The 20,409-nt window shown below is 70.5% G+C and carries 15 protein-coding genes and 1 pseudogene; 11 read left to right on the forward strand and 5 right to left on the reverse strand.

Annotation, left to right across the window (positions count from 1 at the left end):
* Positions 1–9: 9 nt before the first annotated feature.
* The 7 genes from nuoL to ACMCNO_RS03390 all read left to right on the forward strand — a co-directional run bounded on the left by nuoL (position 10) and on the right by ACMCNO_RS03390 (position 8,557).
* The gene (gene nuoL, locus ACMCNO_RS03360) at positions 10–1,917 is read left to right on the forward strand and encodes an NADH-quinone oxidoreductase subunit L (protein ID WP_412753597.1); all 1,908 of its coding nucleotides are present in this window, start codon (positions 10–12) and stop codon (positions 1,915–1,917) included.
* The gene (locus ACMCNO_RS03365; protein ID WP_412747948.1) at positions 1,914–3,464 is read left to right on the forward strand and encodes an NADH-quinone oxidoreductase subunit M; all 1,551 of its coding nucleotides are present in this window, start codon (positions 1,914–1,916) and stop codon (positions 3,462–3,464) included. Before nuoL ends, ACMCNO_RS03365 begins: the two co-directional genes overlap by 4 nt.
* 2 nt (positions 3,465–3,466) lie before the next feature.
* On the forward strand, positions 3,467–4,999 hold the full coding sequence (nuoN, locus tag ACMCNO_RS03370; RefSeq protein ID WP_412747949.1) for an NADH-quinone oxidoreductase subunit NuoN: 1,533 nt from the start codon (positions 3,467–3,469) through the stop codon (positions 4,997–4,999).
* A 207-nt stretch (positions 5,000–5,206) separates the two neighbouring features.
* Positions 5,207–6,220 carry a polyprenyl synthetase family protein gene (locus tag ACMCNO_RS03375; protein WP_412747950.1) on the forward strand — a complete coding sequence of 338 codons (1,014 nt, stop codon included), beginning with the start codon at positions 5,207–5,209 and terminating at the stop codon, positions 6,218–6,220.
* Between the two features lie 224 nt (positions 6,221–6,444).
* Positions 6,445–7,239 (forward strand): IclR family transcriptional regulator, encoded by a 795-nt coding sequence (locus tag ACMCNO_RS03380; protein ID WP_412747951.1) that lies wholly within the window; start codon positions 6,445–6,447, stop codon positions 7,237–7,239.
* 119 nt (positions 7,240–7,358) lie between these two features.
* Positions 7,359–7,853 (forward strand): sigma-70 family RNA polymerase sigma factor, encoded by a 495-nt coding sequence (locus tag ACMCNO_RS03385; RefSeq protein WP_412753598.1) that lies wholly within the window; start codon positions 7,359–7,361, stop codon positions 7,851–7,853.
* Positions 7,850–8,557 (forward strand): anti-sigma factor family protein, encoded by a 708-nt coding sequence (locus ACMCNO_RS03390; protein ID WP_412747952.1) that lies wholly within the window; start codon positions 7,850–7,852, stop codon positions 8,555–8,557. Before ACMCNO_RS03385 ends, ACMCNO_RS03390 begins: the two co-directional genes overlap by 4 nt.
* Positions 8,558–8,752: 195 nt before the next feature.
* Here the strand turns inward: ACMCNO_RS03390 and rarD are convergent.
* The 3 genes and pseudogenes from rarD to eccE all read right to left on the reverse strand — a co-directional run.
* Positions 8,753–9,688 (reverse strand): annotated as a pseudogene (rarD, locus tag ACMCNO_RS03395) (EamA family transporter RarD); the annotation flags it as partial.
* Between the two features lie 157 nt (positions 9,689–9,845).
* Complete coding sequence (locus ACMCNO_RS03400) at positions 9,846–10,226, reverse strand: phage holin family protein (RefSeq protein ID WP_412747953.1); 381 nt, start codon at positions 10,224–10,226, stop codon at positions 9,846–9,848.
* A 175-nt stretch (positions 10,227–10,401) separates the two neighbouring features.
* Positions 10,402–12,258 carry a type VII secretion protein EccE gene (eccE, locus tag ACMCNO_RS03405; RefSeq protein WP_412747954.1) on the reverse strand — a complete coding sequence of 619 codons (1,857 nt, stop codon included), beginning with the start codon at positions 12,256–12,258 and terminating at the stop codon, positions 10,402–10,404.
* A gap of 335 nt (positions 12,259–12,593) precedes the next feature.
* Here eccE and ACMCNO_RS03410 point away from each other — a divergent pair, with 335 nt between their 5' ends.
* The 4 genes from ACMCNO_RS03410 (at position 12,594) to ACMCNO_RS03425 (ending at position 16,745) form a co-directional block, all read left to right on the forward strand.
* A complete protein-coding gene (locus ACMCNO_RS03410) occupies positions 12,594–12,911 on the forward strand; it encodes a WXG100 family type VII secretion target (RefSeq protein ID WP_412753599.1) in 318 nt (105 codons plus the stop codon).
* Between the two features lie 22 nt (positions 12,912–12,933).
* On the forward strand, positions 12,934–13,227 hold the full coding sequence (locus ACMCNO_RS03415) for a WXG100 family type VII secretion target (RefSeq protein ID WP_412747955.1): 294 nt from the start codon (positions 12,934–12,936) through the stop codon (positions 13,225–13,227).
* 252 nt (positions 13,228–13,479) lie between these two features.
* Positions 13,480–16,380, forward strand: coding sequence for an SseB family protein (locus ACMCNO_RS03420; protein WP_412747956.1), 2,901 nt, complete (start codon positions 13,480–13,482; stop codon positions 16,378–16,380).
* On the forward strand, positions 16,377–16,745 hold the full coding sequence (locus ACMCNO_RS03425) for a hypothetical protein (RefSeq protein ID WP_412747957.1): 369 nt from the start codon (positions 16,377–16,379) through the stop codon (positions 16,743–16,745). The genes ACMCNO_RS03420 and ACMCNO_RS03425 overlap by 4 nt, the downstream gene beginning before the upstream one ends.
* A 112-nt stretch (positions 16,746–16,857) precedes the next feature.
* Here the strand turns inward: ACMCNO_RS03425 and ACMCNO_RS03430 are convergent, their stop codons facing one another.
* Together ACMCNO_RS03430 and ACMCNO_RS03435 are read right to left on the reverse strand one after the other, a co-directional pair.
* Positions 16,858–17,781, reverse strand: coding sequence for an alpha/beta fold hydrolase (locus ACMCNO_RS03430; RefSeq protein WP_412747958.1), 924 nt, complete (start codon positions 17,779–17,781; stop codon positions 16,858–16,860).
* A gap of 106 nt (positions 17,782–17,887) precedes the next feature.
* Positions 17,888–20,263 (reverse strand): immune inhibitor A domain-containing protein, encoded by a 2,376-nt coding sequence (locus ACMCNO_RS03435; RefSeq protein WP_412747959.1) that lies wholly within the window; start codon positions 20,261–20,263, stop codon positions 17,888–17,890.
* Positions 20,264–20,409: the final 146 nt, after the last annotated feature.

Below are 20,409 nucleotides of genomic sequence, written 5' to 3' on the forward strand. Positions count from 1 at the left end.
GTGGAACCAGTGGAGTACGCCCATCCGGTGGGCCCGCTGCACCTGCTCTGGCTGCTGGTAGCGATTCCGTTGGCCAGCGCGGCGATCCTGCTCCTGCTGGGGCGGGCGGCCGACAAGTGGGGGCACTGGCTCGGGGTGCTGTCGGTCGCGGCGAGCTTCGTGCTCGGCCTGATCTTCTTCATCCAGCTCGCCTTCCTGACCAACAAGTCCGCCGAGCAGAGCCTGTGGAACTTCATCGTGGTCGGCGACTTCAAGGTCGACTTCGGGTTGTTGTTCGACCCCCTGGCCGGGGTGTTCGTGCTGCTGATCACCGGCGTCGGCTCCCTGATCCACCTGTACGCGGTCGGGTACATGGCGCACGACGAGGGCCGCCGGAAGTTCTTCGGCTACTTCAACCTCTTCGTGGCGGCGATGCTGCTGCTGGTGCTCGGCAACAACTACGTGATGCTCTACTTCGGCTGGGAGGGCGTCGGCCTGGCGTCGTACCTGCTGATCTCGTTCTGGTACACCCGGCCGTCGGCGGCCACCGCGGGCAAGAAGGCGTTCCTGATGAACCGGGTCGGCGACGCCGGCCTGGCGATCGGCATCTTCCTGATGTTCGCCACCCTGGGCTCCACCCAGTACGCCGACGTGTTCAACGGGGTCGGGGCGCTGTCCTCCACCACCGTCCTGATCATGGGGCTGCTCCTGCTGCTCGGCGCGTGCGGCAAGTCCGGCCAGTTCCCGCTCCAGGCGTGGCTCCCGGACGCGATGGAGGGCCCCACCCCGGTGTCCGCCCTGATCCACGCCGCGACCATGGTCACCGCCGGTGTCTACCTGATCGCCCGGTCCAACCCGATCTTCAGCGCGAACACCGCCCTGCAGACCGTCGTGGTCAGCGTCGGGGCGCTCACGCTGCTCATTGGCTGCATCATCGGCGCGGCCAAGGACGACATCAAGCGGGTCCTCGCCTGGTCCACGGTCAGCCAGATCGGCTACATGTTCCTCGGGGTGGGCCTGGGCGGCGGCGCGTACGCGCTGGCCATCGTCCACCTGCTGGCGCACGGCTTCTTCAAGGCCAACATGTTCCTCGGCGCCGGTTCGGTGATGCACGGCATGCACGACCAGGTGGACATCAGACGCTTCGGCGGGCTGTACAAGTACATGCGCTGGACGTGGATCACCTTCATGATGGGCTGGCTCGCGATCATCGGCATGTTCCCGTTCTCCGGGTTCTTCTCCAAGGAACCGATCATCGTGGCCGCCTTCGAGCGCGAAGGCTGGACCGCCTGGCTGTACGGCACCGCGGCGCTGGTCGGCGCGGGGCTCACCGCGTTCTACATGACCCGGCTGTTCATCCTCACGTTCCACGGCCCGAAGCGGTGGACGGACGACATCAAGGAGCCGCACGAGTCGCCGTACATCATGACCGTGCCGCTGATGCTGCTGGCGCTCGGCTCGATCGGCGCGGGTGGGCTGCTGGCCACGTCCATCCCGGACTGGCTGGAACCGGTCTTCGGGCCGGAGCCGCACGAGGTGGAGCCGGTCATCCCGCACGGCGTGATCACCGCGCTGTCGCTGGCGCTGACCGTGATCGGCGCGGGCATCGCATACATGCTCTTCCGTAACGGCACCGCCGAGCAGGAGCAGCCCGCGGGCGTGGTGGTCACCGCGGCGCGGCGCAACCTGTACACGGACGCCGTCAACGAGGCGGTGTTCGAGAAGCCGGGCATCTTCCTCACCCGGGCCCTGGTCTTCTTCGACAACAAGGGCATCGACGGGGTGGTCAACGGCATCGCGGCCAGCGTCGGCGGCGGCTCGGGCCGGTTGCGGCGGCTGCAGACCGGCTTCGTCCGTTCGTACGCCCTGTCCATGCTCACCGGCGCCGTCGTGGTCCTCGGTGCGTTCCTCGTCATCCAGCTGGGGTGGTTCTCGTGACGGACTCCGGATTCCCGTACCTGTCCGTCCTGACACTGGCCCCGCTGGTGGGGGCGGTGGTGGTGGCGTGCATCCCGCGGGCCAAGGCCCAGGTGGCCAAGACCGTGGCGCTGGTCTGGTCGCTGGCCGTGCTCGCGTTCAGCATCGTCATGTACGTGGACTTCCAGGTCGGCGACCACGCCCCCCGGTTCCAGTTCGTCGAGTCGTACCCGTGGATCCCGACGTGGGACGCCCGGTTCACGTTCGCAGCGGACGGCATCGCGCTGGTCATGTTGCTGCTGATCGCGGTGCTCGTGCCGGTGGTCATCCTGGCGTCCTGGCACGACGTCGACGAGACGCAGCGTTCGGCGTCGACGTACTTCGCGCTGCTGCTGGCGTTCGAGTTCACGATGATCGGCGTGTTCGCGGCCGCGGACGTGTTCCTGTTCTACGTGTTCTTCGAGGTCATGCTGATCCCGATGTACTTCATCATCGGCTCGTTCGGCGGTGTCCGCCGCCAGTACGCCGCGGTGAAGTTCTTCCTGTACTCGCTGGTCGGCGGCCTGTTCATGCTGGCCGCGGTGATCGGGCTGTGGGTGCTGGGCGGGCACACGTTCGACTTCACGAAGCTGGCCGACGCGGCATCCGGACTGGACACCAACACCGCGCGGTGGCTGTTCCTCGGGTTCTTCATCGCCTTCGCGATCAAGGCGCCGTTCTTCCCGTTCCACACCTGGCTGCCCGACGCCGGTGGCGCCGCCCCGGTCGGCGCGGCGGCCCTGCTGGTCGGCGTGATGGACAAGGTCGGCACGTTCGGCATCCTGCGGTACTGCCTGCCGCTGTTCCCGGAGGCGTCGCGCTGGTTCGCCCCCGCCGCCCTGGTGCTGGCGGTCATCGGCATCATCTACGCGGCCCTGCTGGCGGTCGGCCAGAACGACCTGAAGCGACTGGTGTCGTACACCTCGATCGCACACTTCGGCTTCATCGGCATCGGCATCTTCGCCTTCACCACCCAGGCCGGCACCGGCTCGGTGCTGTACATGGTGAACCACGGCCTGGCCACCGGCCTGCTCTTCCTCGTGGTCGGGATGTTCATCGCGCGGCGCGGGTCGGCGCTGGTCAGCGACTTCGGCGGCGCCGGGAAGCTGCTGCCGGTGCTGGCCGGCATCATGCTCTTCGCCGGTCTGGCCTCCCTGGCGCTGCCCGGTACCGCGCCGTTCGTCAGCGAGTTCCTGGTGCTGATCGGCACGTTCACGGTGCACAAGGCGTACGCGGTGATCGCCACGGCCGGCATCATCCTGGCCGCCGCGTACGTGCTGTGGATGATCCAGCGCACCACCCAGGGTGACCTGAATCCGGCCCTGACCGAGCTGCCTGCGATGCGGCGCGACATCACGCTGCGCGAGAAGGTGGTCGTCGCGCCGCTGGTGCTGCTCCTGCTGCTTCTCGGCTTCTACCCGAAGCCGGTCACCGATGTGATCAACCCGGCGGTCCAGGCGACCATGCAGGACGTCGGTACGACCGATCCGGCCCCCACGGCGGTCGCGAACGGAAAGGTGGGGCCGTAGCCATGGAGAAACTCCAACTACCCCCGATCGACTATTCGGCGCTGGCGCCGATGCTGATCCTGTTCGGGGTGGCCTGCGTGGGGGTGCTGCTCGAGGCGCTGGTGCCGCGGCGGGCCCGGCACGGGGTGCAGCTGTCGCTGGCGCTGCTGGCCTGTGCGGCCGCGTTCGTCATGGTGGTCCTCGAGCGGGGCAGCCGGATCATCACGATCGGCACCGCGGTCGCGGTCGACGGTCCCACCCTGTTCCTGCAGGGCGCGATCATCGTGCTGGGCGCGGTGTCGCTGCTGCTCATCGGCGAGCGCACGGTCGAGCCCGGCGGTGCGTTCGTGGCGCAGGCCGCGATCACGGTGGGCTCGCAGAAGGACGTGCGGCAGACCGTCGGGGCGCCGGGCGGCACGGAGGTCTACCCGCTGGCGCTGTTCGCCCTCGGCGGCATGCTGATGTTCGTGTCCGCGAACGACCTGCTGACGATGTTCGTCGCGCTGGAGGTCTTCTCGCTGCCGCTGTATCTGCTGTGCGCGCTGGCGCGGCGGCGCCGTCTGCTCAGCCAGGAGGCGGCCCTCAAGTACTTCCTGCTCGGCTCGTACGCCTCCGCGTTCTTCCTGTTCGGGGTCGCGCTGCTCTACGGGTACGCGAACGGGGTGCACTTCAACCAGATCCACGAGGCGGTCGCGAACCCGGCGCGCAGCCAGGTCCTGCTGTACGCCGGGCTCGCGCTGCTGGCGATCGGGCTGCTGTTCAAGGCCGCGCTGGCGCCGTTCCACGTGTGGACCCCGGACGTCTACCAGGGGGCGCCGACCCCGGTCACCGCGCTCATGGCGGCCTGCACCAAGGTCGCGGCGTTCGGTGCGCTGCTGCGTGTCCTGTACGTCGGGTTCGAGGGGGCGCGGTGGGACTTCCAGCCGATCCTGGGGACCATCGCGGTGCTGACCATGCTGGTGGGCGCGGTGCTGGCGGTCACCCAGACGGACATCAAGCGGCTGCTGGCGTACTCGTCGATCGCCAACGCCGGGTATCTGCTCGTCGGTGTGCTGGCCCTCAACCAGGCCGGTGTGTCCAGCACGATGTTCTACCTGGTCGCGTACGGCTTCTCGGTGCTGGCCGCGTTCGCCATCGTCACGCTGGTGCGCGACGCGGACGGCGAGGCGACCCACCTGTCGCGGTGGGCGGGGCTGGGCCGCCGGTCGCCGGTGTTCGCCGGGGTCTTCACGTTCATCCTGCTGGCCTTCGCCGGTATCCCGCTGACCAGTGGCTTCACCAGCAAGTTCGCGGTCTTCGGGGCGGCCGTCCAGGGTGGTCAGACCTGGCTGGTGATCTTCGGGGTGATCACCAGCATGCTGATCGCGTTCCCGTACCTGCGGGTCGTCGTCATGATGTGGCTCTCCGAGCCGGGCGACAGTACCCCGGCGGTGTCGATCCCGGGCTTCCTCACCTCGGCGGCCCTGACCATCGGGGTGATCGCGACGCTGGCGCTGGGCGTGGTCCCCGCGCCGCTGCTCGACCTGAGCGACAAGGCCGCCGACTTCGTCCGATGACGGCGGTGGCCGGGACGGGCCGCTGATGTTCACCCGCGCGTGTCGACGGAGCAGGGCTCCGCTGGCGCGCGCGGGTGTTTCCGGTCCCGGCCGGTCGTCGTGGTCCGGCGGACGAAACGGGCCAAACCATCCCGTACCCGGAAATGATCTTGCGTGATGGACCCCTGGGCCGGAAGCGTCGGGGGCATATGGCATCGTGAAAGTGTGGTGAGCACCGGTGACAGTGTGCTGAACTCGCTCGGCCTCGACATCGACCCGGCGATCGACGCGTCCGTGTCCGCAATGCTGGGCAGTGTCGAGGACGCGCTGCGGAAGAACGTGGTCAGCGCGGACCCCCTGGTCGCCGAGGCGGCCCGGCATCTCATGGACGCGGGCGGCAAGCGGTTCCGGCCGCTGATCGTGGCGCTGGGGGCCCAGTTCGGCGACCTCTCCTCGCCCGACCTGGTGCCGGCGGCCCTGGTCGTGGAGCTGACCCACCTGGCGACGCTGTACCACGACGACGTGATGGACGAGGCCGACGTGCGCCGCGGTGCGCCGAGTGCCAACGCCCGCTGGGGCAACTCCGTCGCGATCCTGGTGGGCGACTACCTGTTCGCGCGCGCCGCCGACATCGCGGCCTCGCTCGGGCCCGAGGCGGTGCACCTGCAGGCGCGCACGTTCGCGCGGCTGGTGCACGGTCAGATCGCCGAGACCGTGGGCCCGCGCGGCACCGATCCGATCGCCCACCATCTGCACGTCATCGCGGAGAAGACGGCCTCACTGATCGCCACCTCGGCCCGCTTCGGCGGGCTGTTCTCTGCCGCCGCCCCGCACCACGTGGAAGCGCTCGCGGGCTACGGCGAGACGATCGGCATCGCCTTCCAGCTCTCCGACGACCTGCTCGACATCGCCTCTGAATCGGTGCAGTCCGGCAAGACCCCCGGCACGGACCTGCGCGAGGGCGTGCCAACCCTGCCGGTGCTGTACGCCCTGGCCAGCGACGACACCGACGCCTCCGCCGTGCGCCTGCGCGAGCTGCTGGCCACCGGGCCGATCACGGACGACACCCTGCACGCCGAGGCGCTCGGCCTGCTCCGCGAGTCCGTGGCCATGAAGCACGCCCGGGAGACCGTCCGCACGTACGCGGAGGAGGCCCGCGCTCAGCTGGCGCCGCTGCCGGACTCCCCGGCGCGCCAGGCGATGGAGTCGCTCTGCGACTTCATCGCGGACCGCACGAGCTGAGGTCACCACCGGCACGGTCCACAGTGGCGCGCTCCGCCGCCGGCGGGAAAAATCTCGGCGCCGTCTGCCGTGCCGTGCACTGCGCCCTGATCAGGGACAATCACCCAGTGATGAGTGTCGATGACACACCTTGATGGGCAGATCGGCACTTCTCTACTGCTCTGAGGCATTCCGTCGGCGCACGATTCTTCATATGGTGTAAGTCCCCGGCGTCGGAGGTGGCTGTGCGCGACCCCCTGGCGGAGCCCTCGGACCTCATCCGGAGCGTGTCACGCGCCCTGCGCGTGCTGGAGTCGGTCGGTCGGGCCCCGCGCGGACTCACCGTGAAGCAGATCGCGCGACGGTGCGAACTCACCGTCGCGACCACGTACCACCTCGTGCGCACGTTGGCGTACGAGGGTTATGTGATCCGCCGCGAGGACGGCACGTACATCGTGGGCCTGGAGATCGCCGACCGGTACCGGGAGCTGGTCTCCGCGTTCCGCGGGCCGCCCGCGGTCGGCGAGGCACTGCGACGGGCGGCCGTCGACTCCGGATACAGCCACTACCTCGGCCGGTTCATCGGTGGCCGGATCGCGATCACCGCGTCGGCCGACGGCCCCCGCTCGCCGTTCCTCGACGACGTGGCGCCCGGATTCGACGAGGCGGGACACGCCACGGCGCTGGGCAAGGCGCTGCTGGCCACGCTCACCGCCGACCAGCGCGCCCGCTACCTGCGCGACTACGGCATGCGGCCGTTCACGCCAGCCACCCTCACCACCCCGGAGGCGCTGGAGGCGGACCTCGCCGCCGGGGAACGGCGCGGCATGCAGCTGGAGATGGGCCAGTTCCGCCAGGGCGTCGCCTGCGGGGCGGTCGTCGTGGTCGCGGACCGGGACATGGAACGCCGGCTCGTACTCGCCTGCGCCCTGCCCGCGGCCGAGATGCTCACGTCCGCGCGGGTCATCCGCGCCAAGCTGACCACCGCCGCGCGCAACGTCGCCGAGGCCCTCTCGGCGGGTGACGCGGCGACGGCCTGACGTGCACACCTAAGACTTCCTTGAACCTGAGCCACGTTGAACCGGCACGACCCCCGCGCCCGTAAGAAGGGTTGGGACGCGAGGGGAGGGCGGCAGGCATGGAGAACCAGGATGCCGAGCTGCTCCACGTCCTACAGGACGAGCACGGGGATGCGCTGTTCGCGCACGCCGTCCGCCTGGCCGGCGGGGACCGGCACCGGGCGGAGGACCTCGTCCAGGAGACCCTGCTGCGGGCCTGGCGCCATCCCGAGGCGCTGGACCCCGAGCGGGGCGCGGTGCGGTCATGGTTGTTCACCACCGCGCGCAACCTGGCGATTGACGCCTGGCGACGCCGGTCGGTACGGGTGGGCGAGGTGGTCACCGACATGATTCCCGAGCCGCCGCCCAGTGCCGATGAGGCCGACCGGGCGGTTGAGGCGTGGACGGTCGCGGAGGCGCTGGGACGGCTCTCTGCCCAGCATCGCGACGTCCTCGTCGAGTGCTTCTACCGGGGTCGATCCATCGCGGAGGCGGCCGCCCGGCTGGGGGTGCCGCCGGGCACGGTGAAGTCGCGTACGCATTACGCGCTGCGCTCGTTGCGAATGGTGTTGGACGAGATGGGGGTGACGGGATGAGGTGCGACCACGAGCACGACGATGGCGCGTACGTCCTGGGCGCCCTGTCCCCGGCCGAGCGGGCCGCGTACGAGCGGCACCTGGCCACCTGCTCGTTCTGCCGGGAGGCCGTCGCGGACATCGCGGTGCTGCCCGGGCTGCTCGGCCGGCTCGACCCCGCCGACCTGGACCGACTGCTCCAGCCGGACCTGCCGCCCACCCGGCACTCGCGCAACCGGACCCCCGAGCTGGTCCAGGCCGCCCAGACGACGCGACGGCACGAACGCAAGCGGCTCCGGGTCCGGGTGCTGAGCACGTTGGCGGCCGCCGCCTGCCTGGCGCTCGTCGTCGGGGCGGGAACGGTGTTCTGGATGGGCGAAAACGGACGCACCGAGACGCCGCCCGCGGGGCCGGTCATCGCCATGACCCCGACGGGTGCCGAGGTGCCGGTGTCAGCGCAGATCAACGTGTTCGGCACGGCCGGTGGCACGAAGATCAGCCTGGTCTGCTTCTACAGCCGCAAGGATCCCGCCCTGAAGCCGTACACCATCCGGCTCATGGCGTACGGGCCGGACGACGAGCGGGAGCAGGTCGGATCCTGGACCGCTTCACCCGGCAAGGAGTTCAGCATGTCGGCCGTCACGCACTTCGCCGCCGGAGCCCTGTCCCGGCTGGAGCTGGTGCGCAACGACGGCAAGGCGCTGCTGGCCTACGACGTCCCCTGACGGATCCGAGCCCGGCGGGCCACCGGCACGGGCGAGGGTACGTCAGCGAGGCGGCAGGGCGGCGGCCGGTTCGGTGGTGGCGGCCACCGGTCCGGTCGCCGCTCTCCCAGACTCACCGGCGGTCGCCGCTCCTCCTGGACCAGCCGCAGGCGGTGTCCGTTCCGCTGCGGCGCCGTTCTGCTCTGGTGCCGTCTGCGCCGCTGCGGCGGCGCTGTGCGCGGGTGCCGTCTGCTTCGCCGCGGTCGCGTTGCGGCTGGCGGCGCGGGCCCGCCGGATGCCGTCGACCGTGAAGATGATCAGTGCGATCCAGACCAGCGCGAAGCCGGCCAGCCGCGGGGCCGGCATCGGCTCGTGGTAGAGCAGCACCCCGCAGGCCAGCTGCAGAATCGGTGCCACGTACTGCATCATCCCCATGCCCACGAGCGAGACCCGGTTGGCCGAGGCCGCGAACAGCAGCAGCGGGACCGCCGTGGCCACCCCGGACACCATCATGAGGACGGTGTGCCCGGCCGAGACGTGCCCGAACGTGGCGTTGCCCGCGGTGCCCAGCCAGCCGAGGTAGACCAGCGCGGGCAGCGCCAGCACCGCGGACTCGATGAACAACCCCTCCGCGGGCGGCAGCGACAACCGCTTCTTGATCAAGCTGTACGTGCCGAACGTCGCCGCCAGGGTCAGCGCGATGTACGGCAGCCGCCCGTAGTCGACCGTCAACACGGCCACCGCGAGCGCGCCGACGCCGACCGCCGCCCACTGCCACCCGCGCAGCCGCTCCCGCTGCACGCTCACTCCCAGCAGCACCACCACCAGAGGCGTGATGAAGTATCCGAGCGCCGTCTCGACCACCCGCGATGAATTGACGCCGTAGATGTACGTTGCCCAGTTCAGCCCGATGAACAACGCCGCGAGCGCCGCACCGCCGAGCCGTCGCCGGTCGCCCAGGAGGCGGCCCAGGAAGCGCCAGTTGCGCATGGCGGTGAGCAGCAGGCTGATGAAGATCACGGACCAGATGACCCGGTGCGCGAGAATCTCCAGCGGCCCGGCGGGTCGCAGGAGCTTGAAGTAGATCGGAAAGAAACCCCACATCACGTACGCGGAAAGCCCGTACACGTAGCCGCGGCGTTCGTCGTTCATTCGCCAACAGTAAGTTGCGAAACGAGATCCGCTCCTTGCATATGTCGCAGCTCACGGCCGCCGCCTGCGCCGTCACGCACCAACAACACGCGGAAGCGTCCCGCCGCCAGGGTGGGGCAGGACGCTTCCGCGTGTTCACAGGTCGGTCGGGAGGGTGTCAGTCGTCCCCGTCGGGGACCAGCATGTTGAGCACCCAGCTCACGACGCCGACCACGACCGCGCCGAGGACCGCGGCGGGCCAGAAGTCGTCGACGTGGAACGGCAGATTGAGCTGGCCCGCGATCCAGCTTGTCAGCAGGAACAGCGCGCCGTTGACGACGAACGCGATGAGGCCGAGGGTCAGCACGTAGAAGCCGCAGCCGATCAGCTTGATCACCGGGCGCAGGATCGCGTTGACGAGCCCGAAGATGGCCGCCACGGCCAACAGCGTGCCGACCTTGGCCGGCAGGGAATCCGTGGTGATCCGGATACCGTCGATGAAGATGGTGGCTATCCACAGCGAAACCGCGGTGATCACCAGCCGGAGGATGATGCCCATGGCAGGGGATGGTGCCATGGCCGTGCCACTGCCCGGCAGGACAACCCGCGATCTTGCGCAGATCGTTGCCGAAGCGGCTGGCGGCGGCCCGGCCGATTGGTGATGGCGGCCGGCGTCCGGGGCGGCGACTACGACGCGGAGCCGCCGTGTATCGGGCGTTTCGGACACTCTGGGGTCAGCCCCGGTCGAGCGGGCCGATCAGCTGAGCCTCGATCGGCGTCTGTGCCAGGGCCGCCCAGCGCACCGCGCGCCGGTTGATGACACCCACCATGTCGGCACGGATGCGGGTCAGCCACTGCGCGGCCTCGCCGAGCCCGAGCGCTGGTCCCAGCATGGACGCCTCATCCGGCCGCAGCGGCTGCACGACGAGCAGGTCGGCCCGTGAGGCCACGTCGATGTCGGCAGGGCCGAACTCGTCGCGCACGACCAGGGTCGCCTGGAAGCCGGCGCCGGGTCGGTTGTCCGCACCCACCGGCCCCACGTCGACGATCACCAGCAGCGGATGCAGCGCCGATCCGGGCGGGATCTCGACCGCGCGGCCCGGCGGGATGACCGCGATCGACTCACCGGGCACCGCCGCCCCCCGCACGAACGGCTCCCACGCGTACGGGCGGGCGGTCTGCACGATGACCCTGGCCCCCACCGCCATGGCACGCAGGGCGACCAGCTGGGCGCAGCGCACCCCGCCGACCAGCAGGACTCGGGTCTGCTCGGGGCGGAACAGCCGGGTCACCACGGGGTCGCCGTACCGGTTGGTGCCCAGCATCAGGCCCGCGACCGCGACCGGCAGTTCCAGGCCGTCGGCCAGCTCGGCCGGATGCGTGCCGTGCGCCGGTCGGCCGGTGGCCAGCATGTCGCCGGGGCTGCCGCCGAGAGGCAGGGTCGCCGCCAACCCCTCGAGGTGCTCGCCGTCGAGTCTGCTGGCCTGTGCCCGCTCGGCGGACAGCGCGCTCCGCAGGGCCTGGGTGGCGACGCCCAGCGCCGACGGATCCGGCGCGGCGAGGCGGAGAGTCAGATCGGTGGTGGCCGTGCCGTCCAGCGGGCCGCGGGGCCCGGCGCTCACCGCGATGGTGGTGGCCACCGCGGGCAGGGACAGCAGCCGGGAGACAAGCCGCTGCGCGGTTTCCTGCCGCAGGTCAGGCCACTTATGCACCCGGAAGGTGGCCTGGCTGAGACCGCCGATCTGGAGGCCGGACCAGCTCTCCTGGGCTGAACCGACCCCGTCGTCGTGGGCCAGCTCCGCGAAGACCCGGGCGGCCGCGGCCTCACCGAGCGGCCGGACCGGTATCGGGCCTAGCCGCTTCGGCAGCTTGCGCACCAGGCCGGAGAGGGCCAGGCGCAGGTCGGCAGGCGACCAGCCCTCGGCGTGCAGCACCCGGACGGCCAGCAGCGCGCGGCTGTGCCCGAGCAGGCGTCCCTCTGTGAGCTGACGGTACGAATTCGCCGGAGTGCCCCCGCCCGCCCGCAGCGTCGGCGCCGGGACGCCGGTGAGTACCAGCTGGATGCGGCAGGGCGGGTGTTCCACGCCGGCGGGCGGAAGCAGGCTGCCGGGTGACGGCAGCCCGGGGAGCCCTTCCGCCAGCAGTCCGGCGGGGTCGCCGAGCTCCAGCACCGCGGTCAGCCCACGTGCGTCGACGAACAGCGCGGCCGGATCCCCCGCGAGGTCGGCATGCTCGACCCGGGTCCCGGGCGCCGCGAATTCCAGCAGCGCGTTGGGTGCGGCGTCGACCGCCACGACGTGGCGCCGCCCGGCATACCGCAGCGCGGTGGCCAGCCACTCGAACGCCCACCGGCCGCGCATCCGCAACCAGGTCACGGCCAGCAGAACCAGGGCGAACGCCGCCCCGGCCGCCAGCGTGATCGGGCCGTGTGCCGCCCCGATGACGAGCGCGATCGCGGCGAGCTGGGTGCCGACGAGTTGTCCGGCACGGATCCCGAACACGCGTCCGGGGCGAACCCGGGAGCGGCGCCGGGCCGGTGGGCCGGTCACATCGACCTCGGACAGGCGGCGGCTGTCCGCCAAGGCTGTCACTCTGCGTCGCCTCCCCGATCGTCGCGGTGTATTCACCTTCGCTGCGCGGCCCATCGTAGGGCCTCCGGCCGGTTCGCAGGGGGCCTGTGGACGAGGGCCTTTGGGGCAAGGGGGTTGTTCACAGCCCGGGCCGACGGGACTACCGCCTCGCGCCTCCTCCGGCTACCGTCGGCGACGCAAATCATGAGGTGGCTGCCCTGGCTGCCCCCACGGCTCGGCCGGAAGGGGCTAGCCTGGGTGGCCTCCAGCGAGCACCGGTGGTCGTTCCGAACGACCAGTCCATTCGGGAGCCGGTGCGAGGCAGACCTAGACGAGGGAGCGGGGTGACGTCCGGGGTGGCCCAGACGCAAGCAGAATCCGCGGTGATGGCGACGACCGCCGCGAAGTTCGAGACCGTCAACAGCGGATTGCAGTCCATGTTGAACAACCTGATGTCCGAGTTGTCCGTGCTCAGCGGTGCCTGGAAGGGTATGGGCGCCCAGAAGTTCGAAGAGGTCAAGGGGCAGTACTCCCGCGACCTCGAGAGCCTCAACCGGGCACTGCTGGACACCGCGGAGGCGATCCGCACGTCTGGCGTCAGCTACGACGCCTCCGACAGCCAGGCCGCCGCCCGCGTGGCCAAGTCCGGCGGCAGCTACACGCTGCCCCTCTGAGATAACACGGGGAGGAAATCTGATGGACAACGGCTTGCTTCTGGTCAACTTCGGCGCCCTGCAACAGGCGGGTGCCGACATTCAGAAGGCGCTCAACACGCTTGAGTCGCAGCTCAGCCAGCTCGAGCGGGACGCGCGCCCGCTGGTCGCCACGTGGAACGGTGCGGCCCAGGACGCCTACTCGGAGCGGCAGCGCAAGTGGCAGCTCGCGTCGCAGGACCTGCAGAACATCCTGCGTGACATCAAGGTAGCGGTGGACGAGTCGGCCGCCGACTACCAGGACACCGAGCGTAAGGCGCAGAGCCGCTTCCAGTAGCGGTGAGCGGGGCCGGGACTGTCGACACGGCAGGCCCGGCCTTCTACGCTTATTCCCGTCTCACTCACGGTTGCTGCGTCGCTCCCATGCGCGACGTGAATCCGCGATTCACTTTCGTGCCAGGATCAACGTTCGTGCCGGGTTACACCCGAGTTGGTTGTCTCCGTACGGCCGCCCGTTGTGATCCCGCCCTGACCTTGTAGGTTGTACGCGTTGAGATAGCCCGCGTTCGCCGTGAAGGGAGAGGTGGACGTGTCCGAGTGGCAACCGGCGACGGACGCCGAGATGGCGATGCGCGATGCGCTGCGCACCGATGACCAGGAGTCCTACTTCCGCATCCTCGCCGGTGTCGACCTGCTGTTGCCGGTGTCGGCCGACGCGCTGGCCGGTCTGGCCCCGCTGGGCTGGGGGACCTGGAGCACCGGCGGGCGTACCCATGTCCTCGCTTTCACCTCCCCTGCGGCCATGCAGGCATGCCTCGCCGACTACACCGGCTCCGCCCGCCGCGTGCCGTACCTGGAGCTGGCCAACACCTGGCCGAACCTCGAATGGTGGCTGGCCGTCAACCCCGGCCTGCCGATCGAGGGTTACCTGCCCGCGTGGTTCGTCGCCCAACTCGCCCGTGGTGACCTGCGGATGCCGACCCGGGGTCCCGCACGCGAAGGCACCCGTCCCGGCCCGGCGATGCAGGATGTGCACGCGGGCGCGCTGACCGCGGAGTCGTTCAGCTCTGGCGGGCCGATCGGTGCCAGCGATTCCGGTGGTGCCGCCGGTCCCAGTGGCCCCGGCAACCTGCCCATCCGGACACCGGGCACGGTGTCGCCGGGTGGTGCCGCGGCGCGGACACCCGGTGGGCAGACACCAGCCGGCGCTTCGGGCGCGGTTCCGGCCGCACCCGGCGCGTACCGGCCCTCGTCTGTCCCGGCGGCGCCGCCGAGTGAGGGCCGCCCGGAGCTGCCCCCGCTGCAGGATCTGCAGGCCCCGTTGCCGACCCGCACGCCCATGGCCCAGACGCCTCCGGTGCCTTCCCATCTCACGAGTGGCCAGCCCGCCGATTTCCCGCCAAGCGCCCAGCCGACGAGTTCGGGAGCCCGGGATCCCGGGCCGGTCGCGCCCACCGCTGTCGACCCGCTGCCACGTCGGCAGCCCATGCCGCCCGCGGAACCGGGCGGTCCGGTGGCCACCTCGACCCCGACCCTCGCCGGAGCCGGTGAGCCATCGGGTCAGGTCGTGACCCGTCCCGATGCACCCGGGTCACCGACGCCCGGTGCGGGACCGGCGGGCGTCCAGGCGGCCCCTCGCCCCGGGGCCATGCCGCCGATCGTTCCCGGTGGGGCCCCTGCCGATCGGTCGTCTGACGGCCGGCCGGATACCCGGAGCCTGTCCTCGCTTTCGGCCCCCACCACCGGCATGCCGGACACGAGCGGTGCGTCGACGGCACCACCGCTGCTTGAGACGAGGCCCCTGTCGCCGACGGCGCCGACGTCGGGCGGTTCGTCGGTGGCGCCGACGTCGGGCGGTTCGCCGACTGCGCCGACGTCGGGCGGTTCGCCGACTGCGCCGACGTCGGGCGGTTCGCCGACTGCGCCGACGTCGGGCGGTTCGCCGACTGCGCCGACGTCGGGCGGTTCGCCGACTGCGCCGACGTCAGGTGGGTCATCGGTGGCGCCGACGTCGGGTGGGCCGCCTATCGCGTCCACATCTGGCGCGACTCCAGCCGAGAGTTCTTTGTCCGCGTTGGCGGGGGCTCCGGCATCTGGCAGCTCACCGGCTGGGAACACCGGTGTCGCGACTCCGCCGCGGGAGGATGGCGCTGCTGCCGACTCGAAGGGCGGCGAGCTGCCGGGCGGCGAGCTGCCGGGCGGCGAGACCGTGCAACTCTCGGCGCGTCAGATCGTCGCCGGTCGCCCCGCGACCGGCCCGAACGCCGCACCTGCGCCCGATCCCGATCACCACGCGGCGGACAGCGTGGCCGCGAGTCAGGTGAGCCGCTCCGGGGCGAGCCAGGGCGCCCAGAGCCAGGCCGCTCAGAGCCAGGCCGCTCAGAGTCAGGGCGCCCAGAGTCAGGCCGCCCAGAGCCAGGGCGCCCAGGGCCAAGGTGCCCAGAGCCAGGACTCTTCCCCGGGCCGGGACCCCCGGGGCCTGGGCGCCGAGCGCATGAGTGCCGAGGGCCAGGCCGGTCTGCCGGCCATCGAGGACGACTTCATTCCGGCGAATGCGGTCGAACAGGACCTCTATCTGGCCGCCGGCAGCCGTAGCACCGACGCGTTCCTCTCCACGTTGCTGCTGGCCACGGTGCTCGTACCGGTGGCGCACCACTCCCGGCCGGGCAGTACGCCGGGCGAGTCCGGGTTCGCCTTCCGGACCGAGGACCTGGACGGCGAGCCGTACCTGGTGGTGTTCACCAGCCGGGAACGGTTGGCCGAGTACTACGCCGAGCCGACCCGGACGGTCGGGGTGCGGTTTGTGGAGCTCATCCGCAAGTGGCCCAACCCGTCCTGGTCGTTCGCGGTCAATCCCGGCAGCCCGGTCGGTGCGACCTACCCGGGGCCGCAGGTCATCGCGCTGGCCAACTGGGCGGTCGAGTCCGGGCTTGGCCTGGACCCGGTCGACGAGCTGCTGCTGGAGGAGCCGGCATCGGCGCCGCAGCGGGCCAGTGATCCGGCCCAGCACGCGACGGTCATGCAGAAGACCGTGCCGCCGGATCAGGTCGACTACCTCTTGGAACGCGGATACGACCGGGCGGCCGGATTCGTGCACCGGGCCAGCGAGGTGGCGCACCTGAACAGCCCGGGCGAGTTGTTCGCGGCACTGGGCCTGCTGTACGACGGTTCGCCGTACCAGGCGGACGCCAAGGAGGCGTACGTGCTGCGCTGGCCTGCCTACCGCCCCAGCCTGTACCGGATCCCGTACGGCGGGCAGAACGAGCAGGCCCTGCGCGCCATGGACGGCTGGGTGATCGAGCGTGCGCCGTTCCGGGGTAATGGCTTCGCGCCCGGTGAGGGGCGCGACGTGATCGCGGAGTTCAAGGTGGACAGTGTGCGACTGCCGCACGGTGCCCAGCTGTGGCGGATCGACGCGGACGGCGCCAACACCATGGTGGCCGTGCTCGACTGCGACGGGCCCGTCTGGCGTCAGGTCGGTGAGCAGTGATGCGCGACGGCTACCTGGCGACGTGGCAGGGCCGCGAGTACGAGGCGGCGCCCGACGGTGACAACGTGCGCATCTACATCACCGAGCCGGGCGCGGCCGGTTTCGTGGAGGTCCGGCCGGGCCGCTTCGTGCGGTTGCTGGGGCCGGACGAGTACGACGACATCACCTACGTGCGCACCACCTGCACGTGGCGCGGCGAGCCGTTCATCGTGCTGGCCGAGGCGGACAGCTGGCTGCGCGTGGAATACACCGGTGGCCGGGCGCCGATGGCCCGCGCGCTCGGGCTGGAGGAGTTCGACTTCGGCGTCTACCAGGGCTGGGCACCGGCCCACGAGGTCACCGACATCATCGAGCACCGTGTGTGACGCCTCCGGGCCTGCTGGACGGAGCCGGGCGCGAGGCTGACAGCGCAATGGGCGGCGGACCGGGCCTGGCGCGGGGCTGACAGCACAGGCGGCGGCTCCAGAGCCGGAGGGTTCAGCTCGCCTTGAGCCAGCGCAGGATCTCGCCGGTGACCGTCTCGGTCGCCTCCCGGTGCAGGAAGTGGCCGACGTCGTCGATGAGGCGCCACTCGTACGGGGCGATGACGTAGCGGCCCGAGCCCTGTGCGGTGCGGGGCAGCGTGGCCGTGTCCAGTGCACCGTGCAGCTGCAGTGTCGGTGTGATGAGGGGGCGCTGCATGAGCTTCACGAACCGGTAGCCCTGCAGGCGCAGCGCCGAGCGGAACACCCACCGGTAGGCCTCGAGTGCGCAGAACGCGGCCTGCGGGATCTGCATCGCCTCCCGGCAGCGCGCCACGTAGTCGGCGTACTCGTCGGTCTGGGCCCAGGCGGGGCCGCTCCAGCGGTGCATGAGTTCGCCGATCAGGGCGGCGTTGCCGCGGGTGAGCACGTGCTCGTAGCGCGGCACCTGGAAGCGCAGCATCGGCGAGGTAGCGGCGAACTGGCCGCGCGGGTCGGCGAACAGGGCCGCGCGCAACCGCAGCGGGTGGGCGGCGCCCAGCACCACCAGGCGGCTGACCATCTTGGGATGAAAGGCCGCCGCGGTCCAACCGATCATGCCGCCCGCACCAGCCCCGACGATCATCGCGGAGCGCTCGCCCAGGGCGCGGATCAGGCCGGTGACGTCGGCGGCCATCGTGTACCCGTCGTACCCGCGGGGTGGCTTGTCGCTGGCACCGTAGCCGCGCAGATCGATCGCCACCGCGCGGAAGCCCGCGTCCGCGACCGCGGTCATGATGTCGTGCCACGCCCACCAGAACTCGGGGAACCCGTGCAGGAACAGCACCAGCGGCCCGGTGCCCGCCTCGACGACGTGGAACCGGCTGCCGTTGGCGCCGACGAAGCGGTGGGTCCATGGACCCTCCACCAGGACGCACGACTCGTCCACCTGGGCACTCATGCCGGACAGCCTAGGCGTTGGCTGCCCGGCGGGCAGCGGCCCGGTCGGAAACCCGCCCACACCGGCGCCCGGGAGCCGAGCTCCCGGGCGCCGCGGGATCACGTACTCAGGAGACCTTGATGGTCATCGTGCTGCCGCGCTGGGACAGCACCTGGATTTTGACCCCGACGGCGGGCAGCTTGACGCCCGACCACGGGATGTCCGCGTCGAAGTACGACCGGGTGTCGTCGAACAGCGGCTGCCCGGCCTGACCCCGGACGTACGAAGGCTTGCCGTCGACGTGCAGCGTGAACGAATCCGCCTTGGCCAGCCCGAACGGGGCGTCGTACAGCTGGATGCGCGAACGCCAGGGGTTGCCTTCCAGGTTGAACATCGCCTCGGGATGAGAGTCGATGATGAGGTTGCGGCCCTGCCCGGGGTGCTTGTTGACGTTGTTGTCCTTGACGGACGTGTCGTTGTACGAGATCAGCAGGCCCGGCTGGTACGAGAAGTGCTCCACCCAGTCCGGCTTGGTGGATACCCATCCGAAGTTGTACGGACCGGTCTTGAGGTACTTGTCGTACGAGACGTAGTTGCGGTATCCGGCGATGTAGAAGTTGTCGTAGGCGTCCTCCGCGGTGGCGCCGACCACGCTGAACCCGGCCTCGTTCCACGCCGGGAGGCCTTCGGCGCCGTCCGGGGTGCCGGGAACGCCGTTGACGGTCACCGTGAGGTCGTCCGCGAAGAAGCCACCCGGCGAGACGCCGCCGTCCGTCTTGTAGTGCAGCCGGACGAGGGGCTTCTTGCCCGCGTACGCGGTCAGCGGCACGACCATGTCGGTCCACGCCGGGGCGCTCCCGGTGAGCGCCGGCAGATTGTTGCCGTCGCGGGCGAACGGGGCGCCGCCGATGGTGCCGTCGAGGACGGTCCAGCTCTTGCCGCCGTCCGTGGAGGCCTCGGCGTACAGGTAGTCGAAGTCCTTCTCGATGGTGTAGCGGGCCTTCAGGCTCAGTGTGGCCGCGCCGACACCGGTGAGATCGACCGTACGGCTGAGCGAGGTGTCCAGGTTGTCGTCGTTGCCGGAGAAGAACTGGTTGTCACCCGCGTACGGTGCCCCGAGGTTCCGGGTGACCGTCTTGTCCGGTAGCACCACGACCGCCGCCTGCGCGTTCGCGGTGTTGTGCTCCTGCGGCCCGAGGTCGATGGTCTTGGTCTTGCCGGCCTTGACGGTCTCGTAGTCGAGCCAGCCGAGCTGCAGCTTGTTCCACGCGCCGAGGTCGCCGGGGCGGGTGCCGAGCGGTTCGCCCGCGGCGTTGAGGCGGCTCTGCGCCATCAGCGTCCAGAACTCGTTGTTGTTGTTCGAGGCGCCGCTGGTGTCGTAGTCGTCCGGCAGGCCGAGGTCGTGGCCGTACTCGTGGGCGAAGACGCTCAGGCCGCCGTTCTCCGGCTGCATGGTGTAGTCGCCGATCCAGAACCCGGTGTCACCGATCTGGGTGCCACCGGCCAGGTTGCCGGCGGGACCTGTCACCCCGGAGCTGGAGTACGCGTACCAGCGGTGTGCCCAGATGGCGTCCTCGCCCTGCTGCGGGTCGCCGTCGGACTCGTCGCCACCGGCGTGGACGATCTGGAAGTGGTCGAGGTACCCGTCGGGTTCGTTGAAGTTGCCGTCGCCGTCGTAGTCGTAGCGGTCGTACCGGTCGAAGCTCTGCAGGTCCGCCTTGATCTGGGCGTCGGTGCGGCCCGCGGCCTTCTGGTCGGCGTACCACTGGTTGGCGGCGTCGCGGACCAGGGCCCACGCGTTGTGGGTGTCACAGGTGGCGGGGTCCGCGCAGTTGCGGCCGTACCGGGCCTCGTTGTACTGGACCTTGACCCAGTCGGAGACCTCGCCCTCGACGCTGTAGCGCCCGGACGACTGCGCCTCGTAGTAGGTCTTCAGCGACTCGACTCCCGCGCCCTTGCCGAAGTACAGCTGCCGGTAGTGCTCGCGGTTGTAGTCCGGCTGCCACACCGTCGTGTTGTCGCGGGCGCGGTCGGGCGCGGTGATGTGGTTGTGCAGCGGGCCGTCGAACGTGGTCGGGCCGGGTTTGGTGGGATCGGTGTCGACGTCGGGGTAGTCCGGGTGCCGCTCGTTGCCGAACTCGGCGAGGACCACGAATATCTGGTCGGTGCGTTCCCGGCTCAGCTCGACGTACTGGCTGGCGCCGGAGCGGCCGGGGCGGCGACCGCTCGCGCCCGCGCCCTGGGTCCGGCCCACCTGCGCGACCAGGCTTCCGCCGCGCCGTTCGGTCTTGACGGTTCCCTTCAGGATTCCGTTCACGGCCTGCTGGCGCAGCTCTCGGCGTTTCTGTTCCAACGGGTTGGGCCGGTCGTCCGCGGGCGCCGGAGATCCGGCCTGGGCCGGTCCGAAGTCCGCGGGCGGCGCCGCTACGGCCGCGGCGGGGAGCATGCCCCCGACGCTGGTGACCATTACGGCGCCGAGTAGTCCAACGACCACCTTGCGCATACGTACCTCCGTCGACATGAGCCGAGGTGCGGGTTGAGCACGGTCGGCGGTGTCCACCCCGGGTAACGGGGCTGACGCAGAACGTATGCAAAGACATCGATCAATGGAAGGTCTGGAGATCGGTTCGTGTCGATGGATCTTGCACT

The organism is Krasilnikovia sp. M28-CT-15, from assembly GCF_047159595.1.
GTDB lineage: Bacteria > Actinomycetota > Actinomycetes > Mycobacteriales > Micromonosporaceae > Actinoplanes.

Excerpts from the sequence above, each read along its gene's own strand:
- nuoN (WP_412747949.1), top strand. The coding sequence starts at position 3,467 with ATGGAGAAACTCCAACTACCCCCGATCGACTATTCGGCGCTGGCGCCG.
- ACMCNO_RS03390 (WP_412747952.1), top strand. The coding sequence starts at position 7,850 with ATGAGGTGCGACCACGAGCACGACGATGGCGCGTACGTCCTGGGCGCC.
- ACMCNO_RS03400 (WP_412747953.1), bottom strand. The coding sequence starts at position 10,226 with ATGGGCATCATCCTCCGGCTGGTGATCACCGCGGTTTCGCTGTGGATA.
- ACMCNO_RS03415 (WP_412747955.1), top strand. The coding sequence starts at position 12,934 with ATGGACAACGGCTTGCTTCTGGTCAACTTCGGCGCCCTGCAACAGGCG.
- ACMCNO_RS03430 (WP_412747958.1), bottom strand. The coding sequence starts at position 17,781 with ATGAGTGCCCAGGTGGACGAGTCGTGCGTCCTGGTGGAGGGTCCATGG.
- ACMCNO_RS03435 (WP_412747959.1), bottom strand. The coding sequence starts at position 20,263 with ATGCGCAAGGTGGTCGTTGGACTACTCGGCGCCGTAATGGTCACCAGC.